This window comes from Marseilla massiliensis (genome assembly GCF_023336985.1).
In the GTDB taxonomy this organism is placed as follows: Bacteria; Bacteroidota; Bacteroidia; order Bacteroidales; family Bacteroidaceae; genus Prevotella; species Prevotella intestinigallinarum.
This window is the reverse complement of the sequence record NZ_JAMBLP010000018.1, coordinates 48,297-67,461: the sequence shown is the minus strand read 5'-3', so window position 1 is coordinate 67,461 and position 19,165 is coordinate 48,297. Positions and strand designations below refer to the sequence as shown.

Here is a 19,165-nt window from a genome sequence, read left to right as displayed (position 1 = left end):
AGAAACAGTTTCCATTGCCTTGCCACAACATGAAACCACATCAGCGGACTCGTGGTTTGCTGTCAAGCCAGATGTCAAGCTGCCCTCCACTAACAAACTCGGCATGCGTTATGGCCGGCCGCTGCCGCCCCACTCCATTGAGACTGATGCGCCTTATGTAACAATTGTCGGCGCCATTGTTATGCGTGACAATGCGGAACTCACGACCACTGCAATAATCCGGGTGCAGCTTGATGGTAATCTTGTCGAATATCGGGGCTGTGACATCATAGTAAGAATGGCATCCCGACCCGCCGTCGATGGCAAACAGACCTATCGACATAAGCGCCGACAAACTGGACATCTGGCCCTGGTCCTCATCGTTGCCGCCGTAACCTTTGTCGGGAGTCACCCCTCCGTAGGTCTGGCGCCGCACCCTTCTAACCCAATACTGGGTCAGGTCGGGCCGCCCGGCATGGGCGAATACATGTGCGTTGCTAAGCCCCGGCTGGTTGGAATAGTTGACATAGCCATTGCCATAGCCTGAAACGAAGTCATCCTTAGCCGACTGCCGGAACGCTAAGTCGAGGCGGCTGCACAGCGAGTCGTTGCCTCCCATCAGTTCGGCAAGTCCTTTTATGTCGTGCGAAAGGCCGAACGTAGCCTGCCACGCGTTGGCTTCCTCGTAGCCCCAACTGTCCATCGGGTCTGTATGGAGCCACCCTCCTTCACGAGTTCGCGGCAACACAAGCCCCAGCTGCCTGTTGAACGAAGCCTTCCATCCGGCCGAACGACGGTAATACCGCTGCGCGATGTCACGGCGTTGCAGCCTCGACGCCATCTCAGCCAGCGCCCAATCCTCAAACGACCACTGTATGGTCAGCCCTGCCGCATTGGGCACATAGCCGTGCTGTTCGTAGAAGCGCAGGTCGTCGTCCTGGCCGTATGCGAGCATACCTCCGGGCTCGTGGTTGCGCACTATCTCGCGCAAGGCAACCTCGGGAGAGAACTTCCGGCAGATGCCACGCTGGAATGCGCTGGTTATAAGCGACGTGGCTGGACATCCGCTCATGATAAACGAATAGCCCCCCGCACACGGCCCGCGCGCCAAAAGCCCCCCGTTGAGCGAGTATTGCAGGAACGATGCAGCGAAATCATCAAGCACATCGGGATATGCAAGCCCCCAGATGATGTTAAGGTTCCACTGCGACAACCACAGGGCATCGCTGTTGTACATGTGGAAAGGGCCGTCAAGGTGGCGCACAACGAGGCGTGCATCCCTGACGTGCTTGCCATCCGGCCGTCCGCCACGCGTGTAGTCAGGGTAGTCGCCACTCCTGTCGTCGAGCTTGTGGCGTCCCAACAGCGTGTGCCACAGGTCGGTATAAAACTTCACGCGGTCTGCCTCCGTGCCACCGCTGACATTGATACGCCCCAGCATGTCGTTCCATTCGCGTTGTGAGGCGGCACGGGTGGCGTCGAAGTCAAAGCCTTCAATCTCGCCGAGGTTGCGTTCGGCGTTGTTCAGGCCGGTATAGCTGACGGCCATCTTTAGCATCAACTGCTCGCCGGCCTCCACCTTATAGCACGCCGAGACGCCGGCAACGGGCGCGTCGCTGTAGCTCATGCCTTCATTGCGGGGCGTGGCCTTGGTGGCTGCCACGAGGCTGTCGGCCATTGCCCCGAATGGTCTCAGAGCATCGAACGGACGGCTGAACTCTGCAGCAAAGAACATCCTGACAACGTCGGGGCCGCCCCAGAGCCTGCCGGTAGTGTCGAAATAGCCCGCTATGCGACTGCCCTCAACCTTTGTCACATGCGCATTGACCATGGTCGACGTGCCGACATAGCCTCCCAGGTTGAGCAGAATGGCCGCATCATCGGCCTCGGTGAATGTCATGCGGTAAAGAGAAGCACGGTCGGTGTTGGTCTGCTCTACCCACACGTTGTACCTGTCGAGAAACAGCCTGTGGTAAGCCGGTTGCACAATCTCACCGTCGTGGCTGAAAGCCGACTTCCATGCCGACTCGCCGGCACCGGCGTCTACGCTCCCTGTTGTAGGCATGAGACATAGGCCGGAGAGCATCCAAGCATGCACTTGCGGGAAGCCCAGCACCACATTGTCATTGTAATTGTAGCCTCCGCCGCCCTGGTTTTTGTTGCGGGTGAGCGGTGCTGCAGATATCATGCCGAACGGCTGAGAGCCCGTGGCGAAGAAAAAGTAACGCCCGCGTGTGGTCTCTATGTACGGGTCGACGGCCGTCAAGCAATCCGAAGGCGGGCCATAGACTTCAATCTCAGACAGCCCGAGGTTGCTGCCGTTGCCGTCGGTGACCTCGAAACGAAGACTCCTGGTGCGCTTCGCCGGAAACTCTACCACACAGGGAGCGCCATTGTCTGGTATGGCACGCACCAGGACACGGCTTCCATCGTCGAACACCAGCTCGCCTCCGGCAGTGTGCGACTGCTCGCCGGGTATGTCGTAAAGCAACACCTTGCTTACTACCACGCTCTCATCCCAGTCGAGTTGAATCCAAGGATAGTCGATGACGCCCCAGAAAGTGACGGTGCTGGCCGACACCCAAGCCCCGCTGCCATTGACACGTATGCGCCCGTCGACGGCGTTTGACGCCGGTTCCTTCTCCGACGAAGCCGTGGCATGGGCCCTAACACCTATGTTATAGGTCGTGGCACGGCCGCCGGCAACAGCAAGCCACGCAAAACCCAACAAACATACAAGCCGTGCCACACGCCCCGCACGCGGCACAATACAGAGCAATGCCATGGCCGCCACATTTGAAAAGCGTTCAATCTTCATAGCCATCACCCAATGTTGTTATCTCCAATTCATGGCTGAAAGTGGCCAAGTCTTTGGAAGTGGTGACGTGAACAGTGCGCTTCTGCCCTGGCAGCAAGTCGAAATAGTTGTCAGAGAAGAAGTTGTCGATGCCCTTTATCTTCATGAACACCGCCCTGGCGAATATGTCCGAGCGCAGCGTCACGTCGTAGCCGTCGGCAGAGGCCACTATACCGGTTTCTATCTTCGGCTTCCTGTAAGCCATGTCTTTCTGCCTCAACGGGTAAGCAATGTTGTAATACGTCTTTCCCCCGGTATTGAATGTTATGTAAAAGAACACATTCGCCGGGTTCTCGCCACCCAACATGTCGGCCACGCGGACAGTTCCGGCATCGACGGCGCAGTTTTTGGGAAGGCTCACTTTCTCGGTCTTCTCCCACACCACGTCACCGTCGATGGTCATGGCCTGCACCCTAAGGATGCCGTTGGCGGCCGAACGGCGGTCGTTGACGAGTTTCACCTCAAGCACCTTGCGCCCAATGGCCACGTCGGACGAAGACTTCACGCCGGTGTCTTCCTGTCCGGGCAGTGCAGCCACCTGCCTGTTGCCGTGCGCCTTGGCGTCGTCGGCCTTGACACGCGGCGACACCAGTATGTCGTCGTAAGCCTTTTTGGTGACATAATGCAACGCTTTCCACCGCCCGTAATAGTCGCGGCTGCTCCACGAGGCCACCGGCCAGCAGTCGTTGAGCTGCCATACGAGCCCTCCCATGCAGTATGGCCGGTCGCGGCGGAAAGCCTCCATGCCCATCTTCACGGCGTCGGCCTGCAGCACCTGGCTCACATAAAGAAACGCCTTGAAGTCGTCGGGCACCCTATAGTCGCGCCTCATGTACTCCTCAATGCGGTGGTTGGCATACGTGCCGGCCTTCTGGTGGGCCATCATCACCTCCGAATATATGTCGTGGTCGCGCGGGTCGGGATTGAACTTCAGCACCGACTCATATTCAGGGAACGACTGGAAGCCGTATTCCGACTGAAACCTGACATGGTGGTCGAAGTATGCCTCGATGGGATCTCCGCCATGCCACACGCCCCAATAGTGGTCGTCGCCGTTCACTCCGTCGGATGGTGTATCCTCAAACGCCCATGGCGACGACGGCCTGTAGGCCGTTCCGCCCCCGTATTGGCTCACCACCTCGGGCAGAACCTCGTAGAATATGCTGTGCTGCATCTTCCACACTCGTTCGCCCTGGCCCATCTCGTCGAAGTAGCGCTTCTTGCCTCCCCATCCAAACCACACATCCTGCTCCTCGTTGTTGCCCGCGTAGACGGCTATGCAGGCATGGTTGCGCAGCCGCCTCACGTTGTCGATGGCCTCTTGCCTTATGGTTGCAAGGAAGGCTGAGTCGACCTCGTATGTCTGGCAGGCAAACATAAAGTCCTGCCAAACCAGTATGCCCATCTCGTCGCAGTAGTTGTAGAAGGCGTCGTCTTCGTAAATTCCGCCTCCCCAGACGCGTATCATGTTCATGTTGACGTCGGCGGCGTCTTTCACCACCCGCCGGTAGATGCTGTCATTGAGCCTCGACAGGAAGTTGTCGTTGGGCACCATGTTTGAGCCCTTGGCATATAGCGGCTCGCCGTTGAGCTCGAAATACAGGTTGTGGCCGTGCTCGTCTTTGTCGTTGTGCAGCTTCAGCGAGCGTATTCCAAGCCTTGTGGCCACGGTGTCTCGGCATCCCGCGTCGAGCGTTGCCACCATTTTGGTGAGGTATGGCTCCCCGAGCCCGTTGGTCCACCACAGGCGCGGGCGGTTGACAGTATAGTCGAGAGCAACCTTGTTGATGCCTTTCGACAGCGACACCGTACGGCCGGCCACCCGCCTGCCGTCGGCGCAGATGGCCACTTCGGCCCTTTCGACGGGGCGGTCGGCCTCAACCTCGACCACGGTGCGCAGCTTTGCGCGGGCCTTGGTAACATCTTTCTGTATGTACCACACGTCGGCAATGCGCGCATCGCTCCAAGTCTCGAGCACAACAGGCCGCCAAATGCCGAAGGTGACAAGGCGCGGACCCCAGTCCCAGCCATATTCAAAACCGGCAGTACGGGCAAATGGCGAAATGGTCTTGTCGAAAATGCCGCCTATCTGCGAGTGGTCGGGCCCGGTGTTGTGACGGTATGGCAGCGCGTCGAACTTAGGTATGTTCCGCCTGATGGGGCTTTTGAAGTACACCTCGAGCAGGTTTTCGCCCTCCTTGAGTATGCCTTTCACGTTGCAACGCCACTCGCGGTGCATGTTGTCGGCCTCGCAGATGCGCTGATGGTTGAGGTAAACATCGGCATAGGTGTCGAGCCCCTTGAACACAATCACCTGGTTGGTTGCCGACAGTTCGCTCACGGTGGGCGTGAATCGCGTCTCATACATCCAGTCTTCCTTGTCGACCCACTGCACCGCGCGCTCGTTGAGCCTGAAAAACGGGTCGTCTATAATGCGCTCACGCATGAGGTCGAGATGGGTGTTGCCCGGGACACGGGCCGGATGCCATATCTCCGAACTGCCCTGTCGGAAGCGCCAGCCGTCGTGAAGCGTGCGCTGGCATACTGATGCCGCGGCCGATGCGGCAAGGGCGAACAAGGCCAAGAAGGCCAAGAAGGCCATAAAATGTAGTTTCATTTTGGTTTTCAGTTATTTGTTAGTGTCAATAATTCCGTTTTTGGAAACGCTTTCCTTTCGGATTCGCAACAGATTGAGCTTCAACACGTTGCAAAACAGGCTGTTTTAGTTTGCAAAACGACCCGTTCCAAGTGGTGAAACGCGCCGTTTTGCAAACTCATTGAGGCCAAATGAGAAGATGGCTATGTCAAGGCACAGTGGCTTGACCGATGGCGCCCGACGCCGGCAACGACAAAAGGCCATGCGCACTGCGGGCAGGAACAAATGCCTGTCGGGCTGATTGTGACATTCATCCCTGCAACGGGGCATGGCTCAGAGCAGTGTAAAAGGCACGCCGGCCTTAAGCTCTACCGTCTTCTCCTTGCCGTTCACCCTGACGTTCACCGTCTGGTCTACGCGCGAACGCAGCGTGGCCGACACCACCTTTCGGTTCTTCCATGCAAAGTCGGCCTCAATGCCACCGCGGGCGCACACGCCCTTTATGCTTCCGCTCTTCCATGCCTTAGGCAGGGCGGGCAGGAAGTTGAGCATGCCGTCGTAGCTCTGCAGCAGCATCTCGCATACCCCTGCCACTGCGGCTTCGGTGGCGTCGAACGAGAAGATGTCGCTCTCGGCCCCGGCAATGCCTGCCGGCGACACGGTCATCAGGTTCTCGCGCATGAAGCCTGTGTATAGTCCCTTGAGGCTCTCGTAGGCCTTTTCGCCATCGAGCAGGCGTGCGTAGAAGTTGATGTTGTTGCCACGTGTCCACTCTGTGTCTTCCCAGTTGGCATGAGAAGTCTGGTTTTCCAGGAACAGCCTGCATCCCTCGGCCAGCCCAGGCGTCTTGAATGGCGAAATCTGCCCGAAGGGATAGAGTGCCAGCAGGTGTGAGGCATGGCGATGCGAAGGGTCGTCGCGCACGACGTCGAGATACCATTCGGCCAGTTCCCCGTTGTCGAGCAACCGCAACGGTGGCAGTTTCTTGATGTCGCGCTGCAAGCGTCGGCTGAAGTCGTCGTCGATGCCGAGAATCTTGGCCGACTGTATGCACGCATTGTAAATGTCGTATATCACGGCACGGTCTATCGTGGGCATCATCGACAGCGAGTATCCCCTGCCGTCGGCCCCCCTGAACCCGTTCTCGGGCGATATGCTCGGGCCGCTGAGCAGGTAGCCCGTCTTCGGGTCTTCCACCATGTAGTCTACAAAAAACTGAGCCGTCTCCTTGAGCAACGGGTAGCCAACCTCACGCAGGTAGTCCTTGTCGAGGGTGTATTCATAGTGAGTCCACAGGTGCGTGGCCATCCATGCGCCGGCCGTCACGTTCATAGCCCAGCTGCATGCGCTGCCCGGTGCAGTGTCGCCCCACACGTTGTTGATGGTGTGTGCCACCCATCCGCCGCAACCGTACATCTTGCGTGCCGTCACGCTGCCATACTTGGCCAGCAGTCCGATGTAGGTAAAGAGCGGGGCATTTGTCTCGGCCATGTTGGCAATATTGGCGCTCCAGTAGTTTTGCTGTATGTTTATGTCAAGATGGTAGTCGCATGTCCACGGCATGTTGCACGCCAGGTTGTCATTCCATATCCCCTGAAGGTTTGACGGCAGCGGCGAGTTTTCGCGCGACGACGATATCTGCATGTACCTCCCGTATTGGAAGAAAAGTGCGTCGAACGCCGGGTTCGACAGTCCCTTGTGTGCCTCGGCAAACATCTCGTCGGTAGTATTGGCATCTGTCGTTGGCCGGCCGAGGTCTATGTCCATGCGGTCGAATATGGCCTTGAAGTCGGCCACATGCTCCCTTTTCAGCTCATCGTATGTCCTTGACGCTGCCGTCTCTACCGTATTGAGGCACTGGCTGCGGTAGTTAAGGTTCTGGAAGTCGGTGCGGATGTCGACGATGATGGTCATGGCGTCGGCTCTGTCCACCACCAGCCTGTCGCCCACGGAACGCACACTGCCACCGTCGGCCATCACCCTGACAATGCCCCTGAATCTCACACCGCCCTCGCCGTTCTTGTCGAAGCGCGCGTCGCCGGTAATGTCTATCTGGTTGGCGCGGGCAGTCACCTCGGAATGGCGCAACATGCGCATCGAGACCGTGGCGCTTAGGGCGTGAGCCTTGTCGGCCGTATACCTGACCACAAGGGCCTGTGCCGGGTTCGACGCGAAATACTCTCGGCTGAAGCGCGTGCCTCCGCAGACAAAGCCAACTCGAGCCACGGCCTCGTCGAGGGCCAGTTCACGCCGGTAGCCACTAACATCGCCGCCGCCGGTCTCTATGAGCAGGTCGCCGAAAGGCAGGTTAGTGCCAAACGACTTGCCGTGGCCACACAGGTACTGCCACCCGAGGTCGTTGCCGCGCTTGTAGTCGCCGCTAAGAAAAGTCTCGCGCATCTCGCGCAACCTGTCGGGGCCACACAGGTTGTTGGCCTCAGGGTCGGGCTGGCCCGACCACATGGTAACCTCGTTGAGGGCTATGGTCTCGACGTCTGTGCCTCCGTAAACCATTGCCCCCAACCTGCCGTTGCCCAACGGCAGCGCCCCCATCCACTTCGCCGATGGCCGCGAGTAGACCAGGGCCGGCTTCGAGTCGGCAGCCATGACCTCGATGCCGAGCATGGCGGAAAGAACAATCGTGATAACTTGCTTTACTTTCATAAATAATCAATTGGTTTTGTTTTACTACTGCCGCAAAATTACTTTGTTATATATTGTTTGGCGTATCGTGCACGGCCATAAAATGGAAAGATTGTTTCATTCGTAGCTCTCTTGCAACATTCATTATATTTTCTGGCGCGAATCATTATCACGCCTATACATAATATGTATTACTTTTGTCGAAAGTTTTAGATAACTAACCTTTTTTATATGAAAAGATATCAATATTCACGCCCTTTGCGATGGTCGGCCACAGTGGCCGGAATGCTAATCGCCGCGGGACTGGGGCTTGCCTCGTGCTCTGACAATTACGAATACGAGGACAAAGAACCCGACTTCCTCGGAGCAAGCATCTATGACTATCTGCAGCAAGAGGGCAATTTCAAAACCTACCTGAGACTGGTCGACGACCTGAACTACCAACAGGTGCTGAAGCTTACCGGCTCAAAGACGGTATTCCCGGCCCGCGACGATGCCTGGCAACGCTTCTTCGACGGAGGCAACCCCTACGGAGTGACGTCCTACGAACAACTCACGCCGGCACAGAAGCGAAGCCTGCTCAATGCCAGCACGATAAACATGGCCTATCTGGCATACATGCTGGCCAACACCAGCGACGCCGAAAACCAAAGCGGCGAGGGCACAGCCGTGCGCAGGGCCACACAGTACTCTTACCTTGACAGCATACAGAGGTGCACCGACGCAAGGCAGCTCGAAGCGCCATTCTGGACGAAGTACAGCAAGAAGGGGGTGATGCTGGCCGACAACGGCGACACTTACATGGTGCACTTCACACCGCAACACACAGCCGCCAACAAAATACCCGACGAAGACATGACGCTAATACTGGGCAGCCGGTATAGCAACCAAGACGTATATATCAATGGTTCGCGCGTGGAACAAAAAGACATCACGTGCAAGAATGGCTACGTGCACGTGGTTTCCGACGTGCTCACGCCCAACTCACCGATGAGCCATGTCATCAACCACAACGGGCAGACCGACGAGTTTGCACGGCTAATGGAGCGGTTCTCGGCCCCGTTCTACAGCAGCAGGCAGACTGAGGCCGTACACCAACTGTATGACGGCAGCGACGCAAGCCACCCGCTGATAACCGACTCCATATTCGTGAAGAGGTACTTCACGGAGTCTTCTCCCCTCGACCCGGCCGACAACGACATGACAAGCTACGGACTGTTGTACTATGACCCGGCCGACAACAGTTACTCGTCGATGCAAGACATGGGTGTCATGTTCGTTCCCACCGACCGGGCAATGGACGAATACATCAACGGCGGCAAAGGCTCTTACCTTAAAGATGCCTACGGCACATGGGACAACGTGCCCACCCCGCTGCTGGCCATGTTTGTGAAAAACCACCAGAAGAAGTCGTTCATGTCGTCATTGCCGTCTATGTGGGGCAGCATGAACGACGAATCGTCGTTTGCAATGCACGTCGACAAAGGAGACATCCTTAAATCTTATGTCTGCGGAAACGGCATTGTATATGTTACCAACAAGGTTTACCCGCCCATCGACTACCAAAGCGTATACGCGTCGGTGATGACCAACGGGAAGACGAAGATAATGAACTGGGCGCTGCAAGACCGCGACATGAAGTTCTATCTGTACCTGCGCTCTATGGAGAACATGTACAACCTGCTCGTGCCAACCGACGAGGCACTTGAAAACTACCGCGACCCGCTGAGCTGGGCCAAGGGGCGCAGCCAAAGGGAGATATGGGCTTTCCGCTACGACGACACCAAAGACCAACCCGTGACGGCAGATGTATACTCGGTGAATGACGACGGCTCTAAGGGAGAATACAAGCGCACGATTGAAGATGCCGCCATACTGCGCAACAGGCTCTACGACATCTGCGACTGCCACATCATAGTTGGCGAGAAAGCCGAAGACGGAACAATGAGCGGATTTGTTGACGACGGCTCGCACCACTTCTACCAGTCGAAGGGCGGGAGCACGATACGCGTCAGCGGCACGGGTGCCAACATGACCGTGAGCGGTGGCGGCGACATCGAGCAGGGCATGCCTGCCGCAAGGCAGGTAAGCCGCTACGACGCCGACAACGGCCGCTGCTATGTCATAGACCGCATGATTCACGACCCTGTAAACTCTGTATACGCCAACATGCAGGCACACAAGGAGTTTTCCAAGTTCTTCGAACTGCTCAACGGCAACGACATGATTTTCCGCATATTCGAGGACGACCCTGAGATTAAAAGCATTTTCTCGCTCAACACCACGTCGTCGTCGTCGGGACTCGGCAATGTGGTCAGCTCGTTCGGAAACTTCCAATATACTGTGTTCGTGCCTACCAACGAGGCCGTAGACGAGGCGTTTGCCAAAGACCCTACACTGCACACCTGGAACGAGATTGCCGAACAGACCGACACAAAGACACAGCACCAATGGGCCCTGAGGCTCATACGCTTCCTGAAATACCATTTCGTGGACAACTCTACCTACGTCGACTCGCAGCCCTTTGGCACGCGCACGTTTGAAACGGCGGCACGCTCAAACAGCGGACGATTCCAGAAAATAGACATCAGCAGCAACGGGCAGAACCTGAGCATCACCGACAGCAAGGGCAACGTGGCCCACGTGGTGAAGACAGCCGGGCTGTACAACCTGCAAAGCCGCGATATCATCGTTAACAGCAACGACTACCGGACAGCCACGCAGCTGGTTTCCTCGTCGCAATCAGTCATTCACTTGGTAGACCGAGCATTAATACCAGAATAATAATATGAAAAAGAAAATATTGACAATCATGTTACTGGCTGTCACGGCATTGGCCGCACAGGCGCAGGGAGTGATGATAACAGGAAAAGTGACCACCACCGACGGCGAGTGCATAGGAGCCACCGTGGTGGAGCAAGACAAGGGAGGCCGCATTGTGTCGTCGGCAGTCACCGACATCAACGGCAACTTCTCGCTGCAACTGAAGAACCCCGACAACTCACTGAAGGTGACGTATGTGGGCTGCAAGCCGCAGACACTGCCCATAAAGGCGCGCCGGCGCTTCGACATAAAACTCAACGACGACAGCCAGACCATTGCCGAGGTGCAGGTGAAAGGCAGGAAACGCACCAGCGAAGGCGGGTTCAGCATACCGGTGAGAGAGATTTCGGGAGCACAGCAAACTATTTCGATGAAGACGTTTGAAGGCATGTCTGTGGCATCGGTAGACGAAGCCCTGCAGGGCCGAATAGCAGGTCTCGACATTGTGGGCAACTCCGGCGACCTTGGCAGCGGCAGCTCGTTGAGGGTGAGAGGAACAACGTCGATAAACTCTAACTCCGAACCGCTAATCCTTCTCAACGACATTCCGTTCGACAGCCAGGTTGACGCCTCGTTCGACTACAACACTGCGTCTAACGATGACTTTGCCACCCTGCTGAGCATATCGCCCGACGACATTGAGGAAATAACGGTGCTGAAAGACGGAGCTGCATGCGCAATATGGGGAGCACGCGGCGCAAACGGCATCATATCGATAAAGACGAAGAAAGGCGTCACCGGCCCTACGCGTGTGACTTATTCGTACCGTCTGTCGGGCTCGTGGCAACCCAAAGGCATGGAAATGCTCAACGGCGACGACTACACAATGCTCATGAAGCAGGCTTACTTCAACCGCAACCAGGACGAAAGCGAAAGCAACATACCGGAGTTTAACTACGACCAAAACTTCTCTGAATACGAGCAGTACAACAACAACACCGACTGGGTGAAGGAGGTGTCGCAGTTCGGGTGGACACACGACCACACGCTCGCCATTAGCGGAGGAGGCGAGAAAGCCAAGTTCCGCGCGTCGATAGGATACTACAGCCAGACCGGAACGGTGATAGAGCAGAAGCTCGACCGACTGTCGACACGCATGAACTTGGAATACCAGGTGAGCGACAGGCTTAAGTTCACCTCGGACTTCTCGATGACATACACCAACAACAACCGAAACTACGAACAACAAGACCCTTACGACAGCTACAAGACGATGGGACTGCTCGACGTGGCTTACAGAAAGCTGCCCAACGTGGGCATCTACAGGCAAGACGCCAACGGCAACGATACTGACGTGTATTACAACATACTGCCAACATCGAACCTCGCCTCGTCGCAGCAAGACCTGCTAAACCCCGTTGCTGTGGCCCACCTGGCCAGGAACGTACAGAAAAACATGCGCGTCATACCCACGCTACGCATACAATATGACTTCATCGAACCCACCGACAACCAGCGACTGAGGTATAACGGATATGTGACTTTCGACATTGAGAACTACAAGATAAAACGTTTCCTACCTAAGGAAATAGTACCGAAGACATGGCTTAACGAATGGATAAACCGCAGCGAAGAGCAAGAAAACGAAGGCCTGACCATAATGACAGACCAAAACATAACATGGATGCCCGACCTTGGGGCCGACCACTCGCTGATGCTCTACGGCTCATGGCAAATGACAAGCGGCAACTCTCAGAACCAGCAGTTCACAACCTATGGCTCGCCGTCTGAAAGCATAACGGACACAACGGCCGGAGGAAACATCAACAACCTCAACTCCGAACTCGGACAATGGCGCTCGATGGCTGTGCTGGGACGCTTGCACTACGCCTACAAAGGCAGGTATATACTCGATGCAACCATGAGATGGGACGGCTCGACACGCTTCGGCCCGGGCAACCGCTGGGGCTCATTCCCGTCGGTATCGGGCAAATGGATAGTAAGCGACGAGAAGTTTATGTCGTCATTCCAAAAGTGGCTGTCGGAGCTTTCGCTCAGGGCCGGCTGGGGCATCACAGGCAACATGCCCGACAGGGAATACCTGTACTTCGCCCGATACAACGGGTCGTGGAGCACGGGTGGCAACAACTACAACGGTACGCCAACCATAAAGCCAAGCTCAATAGAACTGACCAACCTCAAGTGGGAACGCTCGACAAGCGTTAACCTGGGATTAAACCTCGGACTGTTAGACGACCGTTTCTACCTCGACCTCAACGTATACCACCGCCGAACTGAAGACATGCTATTCAAAGACCAGCGCATACCTTCGTCGACAGGCTTCGGATCGCTAAGCTATATCAACGCCGGCACCATGGACAACGACGGCTGGGAACTTAACGTGAACACGAACAACCTGATAAACATAGGCAAGTTCACTATCGACCTGAACGCAAACCTCTCGAACAACAAGAACACAATCAGGGCGCTCGACGAAAATGTTCTCGACTCATACAACGGAGAATTCGACTATAACAACGGCAACTACCTGACCCGAGTGCAGACCAACAACTCGTTCGGGTCTATCTACGGGCTACGGTCGCTGGGTGTCTACCAGTACGACAAGTACAGCGAGAAAGAAGTGCCGGGAGTGAGTGGCCCCAACGCCCCTGTGGTGCGCGACAAAAACGGCAACGTGGTGTTTGACAGCTATGGCGAACCTGTGCCGATGTACTTTGCATACGGAACCACCAACTCACGGAGGTTCCGAGGTGGCGACGCCATATATGAAGATGTAAACAAAGACGGCACCATCGACGAACTTGACGTTGTCTACCTTGGCAACTGCAACCCGAAACTCAACGGCGGCTTCGGCTTCACCATCAGGTACAACCGACGCTTGTCATTGACGTGCTTCTTCAACTTCCGTTATGGCAACAAGGTAATCAATTACGCACGTATGAATGCCGAGAACATGTACACCAATGACAACCAATGCGTATCGGTGAACTGGCGCTGGCGCAAAGACGGTGACATAACCAACATGCCAAGGGCCCTATATCAAGACGGGCGCAACTGGATGGGGAGCGACAGGTTCGTTGAAGACGGCTCATTCCTGCGATGGAAACAGCTGACACTGAACTACCAGTTCGATCCGAAGACAATAAAGAAGATAGGCCTGAACACTGCCTCGCTCTACTTCACGCTGAACAATATCCTAACATGGACAAAGTATTCGGGCGTCGACCCCGAGGTGGGCTATGACGACAAGGGCATCTGCGCCGACTGGTCGAAAACGCCACGCTCGAAGTATTTCACCTTTGGTATAACTATCGGACTATAAAGAAAACAAAACATGAAAAAGATAATATGCGCATTGTGCATCGCCTGCGGCCTCAGCTCGTGCGAAGAATGGTTTGACATCAAGCCACAGACCGAACTGGTAAGCAACGACTTCTGGCAATCTAAAAGCGACGTGGAAAGTGCTGTGGCGGCCTGCTATCGCGCTTTTCTCGAACCCGACATGATGGAACGGCTTATAGTTTGGGGCGAAGTGCGCTCTGACAACGTGCTGACCGGCCTTAATGTCAGCAACGACATTTACTACATTCTGACGGCCAATGTCGATGCAAGCAACGGATATACAAAATGGGAACCAGTGTACAGGGTTATCAACTATTGCAACACAGTGCTTGAAAAAGCTCCTGCCGTGCAACAAAGCGACCCTAACTTCAAAGCCGGTGAACTGAGGGCGTATCAGGCCGAGGCCATCACGCTGCGCGCCCTATGCTACTTCTACCTGGTGCGGACGTTCAAGGATGTGCCATTCACCACTCTGTCATACAAAGACGATACACGTCCGTTCCAGCTGGCACAAACCGACGGTGACGACATTATCGACGAACTGCTCGGCGAACTGGAAAGCATAAGCGATAATTACGCCAAGGCTGTGTATTCTAACACGGGCGACACAAAGGGGAGAATAACCCAAAAGGCTTTGTGGGCGCTAATGGCCGACATGTATTTATGGCGCAATGAGTACGACAAGTGCATCGGGATGTGCGAACGGATACAGCAAACGCAATCAAACCCTCTGCAGCTTGAACCGTCAACACGCTACAACCAGCAGGTTTTCGGGGCAGGCAATTCGAGCGAAAGCATTTTTGAACTGCAGTTCGACACATACACGCCAAACTATGTTGTCAATGAGATGTACGGAACAACAGGAGGGCGCTCGAGCGTCAACCACCTGTCATCGCTCGACTTCGGCGAATACCAGCTATTCGACGGAAGCGACATCCGGCAGTACGACGCCTTCTACGGCAGCTCGTCGGCGGCTTTCATACCAATCCGCAAGTATGTTACCTACCGACTGGAGAGCAGCGGCAACCAAGTGAGCGCCTCAGACTACATAGTAAACCAAAACACTCAGGACTGGATTATCTACCGCCTGGCTGACGTTTATCTGATGGAAGCCGAAGCACTGGTGGAGCGTAATGCAGGTGGAGACCTCGAGAAAGCAATACAACTGGTAAGCAACACATACGACAGAGCCAATCCGTCACGAGGCACTGGCTCGCTGAAGTTGCAGAACTATAACTCCCAGGAGTTGATGCGCAACCTGGTGTTCGACGAACGCCAACGCGAGTTCCTGTTCGAAGGCAAGCGATACTTTGACATATTGCGACGCGTAAGGCGCCACGGCGACCTTAACAACATAGTGTCGACTTATCTGCTCAGAAAGTATGAAAGCCAAGACCAGGCAACCGTAATGACAAGGCTCAACACTCTCAACGCATTATACCTGCCCGTAAACCGCGACGAGCTGAAGGTTAACAAACTTCTTAAGCAAAACCCGTTCTATGCAACTACGGGCGACATTGACAGGAATTGACTTAATAAACCAACCGAAAAAGCAAAAAGCAATGAAAAGATTCATATTTTCTCTTCTGGCGCCATTGGCAGTGTTTATACTGTGCTGTTGCGACAGTGACGACCTTTCGGGCGACAGCTACTATACATTCAAGGGAGAGACTGTGGCAACATACATCGAAAACAGGCCCGACTCGTTCTCGGTATTCACGCAGGTTGTGAAAGACGCCGGCGAAGAGTCGTTGCTGGCCACATACGGACACTATACGGCATTCATACCTACAAACGAGGCATTTGATGCATACTTCAAGGAACACAATACCTCGATGGAACAACTGACGGCCAAAGAGAAGAAAGAGATTGTGTACAACCACATAATACGCTCGACCGCCATTGACTACAAGACGAAAGACTTCACAGAAGGAGCGTTAGGCACATCTAACATGAACAACAGATATATGATAATATCATATGTAGCCAACGGCCAAGGACGCAACTCGATAATGGTGAACAAACAGTCGGAAATAATCATGCCAGACATCGAAGTGCACAACGGGGTGATTCACGTCATCGACCACGTACTCGTTCCCAGCGAAGAGACTCTAGGAAGCATTCTCAACGGAATGCCGGAATACAGCTACTTCGCCGAAGCTATGCGCCTGACCCACCTTAACGACTCTATCACCGAGACGTACGACATGAGCTATGAAAGCCCCTACTCTACTGAGTATGTCAACATCCTCGGCTACACCATGAAGCCATTGCAGCAACGCCGCCTGGGCTACACCATGTTTGCCGAGCCAAACTCTGTGATGGAGGCATCGGGAATACACAGCATCGACGACTTGATAAAATATGCTCGGAAGTATTACGGCACACAAGACGCCGACGATCCGACAAGCCGCAACAACGCTCTCAACAAATTCATATCTTACCATATGCTCAACCGGCAGATGTCTACCAATTCGTTCATATACAGCGGACCCTGCACATCTTCTTATTATATGGACAAAAGATATGAGTATTACGAGACAATGCTCGAAAACAGATTGATGGAGATAAAGGCAGGAAACCACATCAACGAACAGAGCAACGGAAAATATGTGGGCATCAACGAGAGTGCCTCAAACATAGACGGGATGAACGGCTTCATCCACTCTCTGACCAACATGCTTGTCTACGACGAGGATGTGATGGTAAGTGACGTGCTGAACAAACGCATCCGGTTCGACGCGTACTCGATTGCACCGCAACTTACCAACAACAACATCAGGTGGAAGCTGACCAATCTTGATGGCTTCGGTGGTTACACCATGTCACCCGACTATTGCGGAGACTACATCAAGTTCAACGACGCATCCAAGTTTATCATGTGGGCTTCAGACACATGGAGCAACTACCAGGCAGACGAGATATCGGTACGCGGTTGGTATGACGTGGTAGTGCGCATGCTGCCTGTTCCACCGGGAACTTATGAGATTCGCCTCGGATACTCTGCCCGCTCATGGGGAGGGATAGCACAGCTCTTCGTAGACGGCGGCATCATTGGCATACCGGTGAGTTTCAATTACACGGGAGAGCAACCGCAAATTGGCTGGGTCAGCGACGACCAGACAACAGACAACGGTGCTGAAAACGACAAGATGATGCGCAACCGTGGATATATGAAAGGCCCGAACTCGGTATACAGCCCTAACGGACAAAAGACTTTGCGCCAACAGATCAGCGCCCTGCGCTTCATTGTAGGTACATTCACGTTCCAAGAATATGGCCCCCACTATTTCCGTGTCAAGAACATTGAGTCGGAAAACGGCGAGTTCCACTTCGACTACCTTGAATACGTTCCCACAAGCATCATTGATACAGAAGACAAAGACTAATAAAACATGAAGAAGTTATTATCAACAATATTAATCTCGGTTGCCATAACGGGATGTACAGAATGGGCCGACCATTATGAAGAAGGTCCAGCCCAAGGCTCGGGACTCACCGTAATGCAACTGCTTGAACAAGATGATGCGACCAAGGCATTTGCCGGTCTCATCAGTAAATCAGGATATGCCGACCTGCTTTCCTCTAGCCAATCGTTCACGGTGTTTGCCCCGCCAGCCGACGCCATGGGCCCGGACACAAATGCCGACATGGCTTCAATAAGGAGAATGGTAAGCAATCACATAGCAAGGCAGACTTACCCATCGTCGACCCCTGTGACGACAAGCGTCAGAATGCTCAATGGCAAGATATATTATTTCAACAGCAGTGATATGTTTGGCGGATGTACCATGGCACAACATGACATCAAGGCAACCAACGGCCTCGTCCACAAGCTAAGCAATGCTCAAATACCATACGCCAACAATATCTATGAGCACATTGAGGCCAGCAGCGAAATGTCAGCGCTCTATGAGTTCATACATTCATTTGATGAGGTTCGATTCGACCCTGATGCCAGCACAGAGATTGACATCGACGACAACGGACGCCCTGTCTTTGACTCTGTGATGGTTAGCTACAACAGGCTACTTGAAGACAAGGCATACGGCATAGGACACATCAAAAGCGAAGACTCGTTGTACTCGATGGTCGTGCCGACCAACGAGGCTTGGGCCGCAGCCTACGAACGCATCGCCCCTTCGTTCAAGGTGTATGATACAAATGCACACGTGGCCGACTCAATACAAGACATACGCACAAAACTAGCAATCGTCAATGACCTCGTGTACAGAGGAAGCATTGCCCGGGCCGACTCCATTGTGTCGACAACAGGAAGCGTAATCCACTCTCCTGCCGACTTGATTTCCGGAACCCAAGAACTGTCGGCTTCAAACGGAATGCTGTTCACCGCCACCACACTCAACTACGACAACAGCGAGACGTGGAACAAACCGATAAGCGTGGAAGCCGAACAGCAGAACGGACGTACATATAACAACACGCTGACATCAGTATATATGCGCAATGTGACTGCCGCAAGCATTGTAAGCGGCGTTAGCGGTGACTCGTACATTGAGGTGATGCCGATATCCACGTCGACCAACCCTACCGTCATATTCGACATACCAAACACTCTTGCCGACAAGTATAATGTATACGCCGTGTTCCTGCCAGCAACTGTTGAAGGGCCAACCACAGAACTTGACTCTACGCGAATCACGTTCACCGTCGCATACATGAACAGCAACGGCCGCTCAACATCAAAGCGAAACAACAGCCGCACACTGCTCACCTCGGGCTCAAAACCTGTCAAGATGCTCGCTTTCGAAGAGCTGGAACTCCCCGTTAGCAACACCACCGACCGCCTATGGCTTATGGACAAGACCCACGACCCGAGCATGCTTCCGGTGACCACCCAGCTGACCGTTGCCACCAATGTAACGTCACGCGAGTTTTCTTCTGGCGAACTGTCACGTACATTCAGGCTGGACAGAATAATATTTGAACCCGTTAAAAAATAA

General features: G+C 54.5%; 8 protein-coding genes. 5 read left to right on the top strand and 3 right to left on the bottom strand.

The window, feature by feature from the left end; genetic code table 11:
• Window positions 1-40: 40 nt before the first annotated feature.
• The 3 genes from M3089_RS11890 to M3089_RS11880 all read right to left on the bottom strand — a co-directional run bounded on the left by M3089_RS11890 (window position 41) and on the right by M3089_RS11880 (window position 8,096).
• The gene (locus tag M3089_RS11890) at window positions 41-2,803 is read right to left on the bottom strand and encodes a GH92 family glycosyl hydrolase (RefSeq protein WP_249084333.1); all 2,763 of its coding nucleotides are present in this window, start codon (window positions 2,801-2,803) and stop codon (window positions 41-43) included.
• Window positions 2,787-5,453 (bottom strand): beta-mannosidase, encoded by a 2,667-nt coding sequence (locus M3089_RS11885; protein WP_249084331.1) that lies wholly within the window; start codon window positions 5,451-5,453, stop codon window positions 2,787-2,789. Before M3089_RS11885 ends, M3089_RS11890 begins: the two co-directional genes overlap by 17 nt.
• A 312-nt stretch (window positions 5,454-5,765) precedes the next feature.
• The gene (locus tag M3089_RS11880; protein WP_249084329.1) at window positions 5,766-8,096 is read right to left on the bottom strand and encodes a glycoside hydrolase family 95 protein; all 2,331 of its coding nucleotides are present in this window, start codon (window positions 8,094-8,096) and stop codon (window positions 5,766-5,768) included.
• Between the two features lie 210 nt (window positions 8,097-8,306).
• Here M3089_RS11880 and M3089_RS11875 point away from each other — a divergent pair, with 210 nt between their 5' ends.
• The 5 genes from M3089_RS11875 to M3089_RS11855 are packed head-to-tail and all read left to right on the top strand — an operon-like array spanning window position 8,307 to window position 19,165.
• Complete coding sequence (locus M3089_RS11875; protein WP_249084326.1) at window positions 8,307-10,859, top strand: fasciclin domain-containing protein; 2,553 nt, start codon at window positions 8,307-8,309, stop codon at window positions 10,857-10,859.
• A 4-nt stretch (window positions 10,860-10,863) separates the two neighbouring features.
• Window positions 10,864-14,181 carry a SusC/RagA family TonB-linked outer membrane protein gene (locus M3089_RS11870; RefSeq protein WP_249084324.1) on the top strand — a complete coding sequence of 1,106 codons (3,318 nt, stop codon included), beginning with the start codon at window positions 10,864-10,866 and terminating at the stop codon, window positions 14,179-14,181.
• 12 nt (window positions 14,182-14,193) lie between these two features.
• Window positions 14,194-15,732, top strand: coding sequence for a RagB/SusD family nutrient uptake outer membrane protein (locus M3089_RS11865; protein WP_249084323.1), 1,539 nt, complete (start codon window positions 14,194-14,196; stop codon window positions 15,730-15,732).
• A 31-nt stretch (window positions 15,733-15,763) separates the two neighbouring features.
• A complete protein-coding gene (locus M3089_RS11860; RefSeq protein WP_249084319.1) occupies window positions 15,764-17,590 on the top strand; it encodes a fasciclin domain-containing protein in 1,827 nt (608 codons plus the stop codon).
• Window positions 17,591-17,596: 6 nt separating this feature from the next.
• Window positions 17,597-19,165, top strand: a complete 1,569-nt coding sequence (locus M3089_RS11855) for a fasciclin domain-containing protein (protein WP_249084317.1) — start codon at window positions 17,597-17,599, stop codon at window positions 19,163-19,165.

Bases quoted from the DNA above. Each gene is read 5' to 3' on its own strand.
- M3089_RS11890 (WP_249084333.1), bottom strand. From the start codon at position 2,803: ATGGCTATGAAGATTGAACGCTTTTCAAATGTGGCGGCCATGGCATTG.
- M3089_RS11885 (WP_249084331.1), bottom strand. From the start codon at position 5,453: ATGAAACTACATTTTATGGCCTTCTTGGCCTTCTTGGCCTTGTTCGCC.
- M3089_RS11880 (WP_249084329.1), bottom strand. From the start codon at position 8,096: ATGAAAGTAAAGCAAGTTATCACGATTGTTCTTTCCGCCATGCTCGGC.
- M3089_RS11875 (WP_249084326.1), top strand. From the start codon at position 8,307: ATGAAAAGATATCAATATTCACGCCCTTTGCGATGGTCGGCCACAGTG.
- M3089_RS11870 (WP_249084324.1), top strand. From the start codon at position 10,864: ATGAAAAAGAAAATATTGACAATCATGTTACTGGCTGTCACGGCATTG.
- M3089_RS11865 (WP_249084323.1), top strand. From the start codon at position 14,194: ATGAAAAAGATAATATGCGCATTGTGCATCGCCTGCGGCCTCAGCTCG.
- M3089_RS11860 (WP_249084319.1), top strand. From the start codon at position 15,764: ATGAAAAGATTCATATTTTCTCTTCTGGCGCCATTGGCAGTGTTTATA.
- M3089_RS11855 (WP_249084317.1), top strand. From the start codon at position 17,597: ATGAAGAAGTTATTATCAACAATATTAATCTCGGTTGCCATAACGGGA.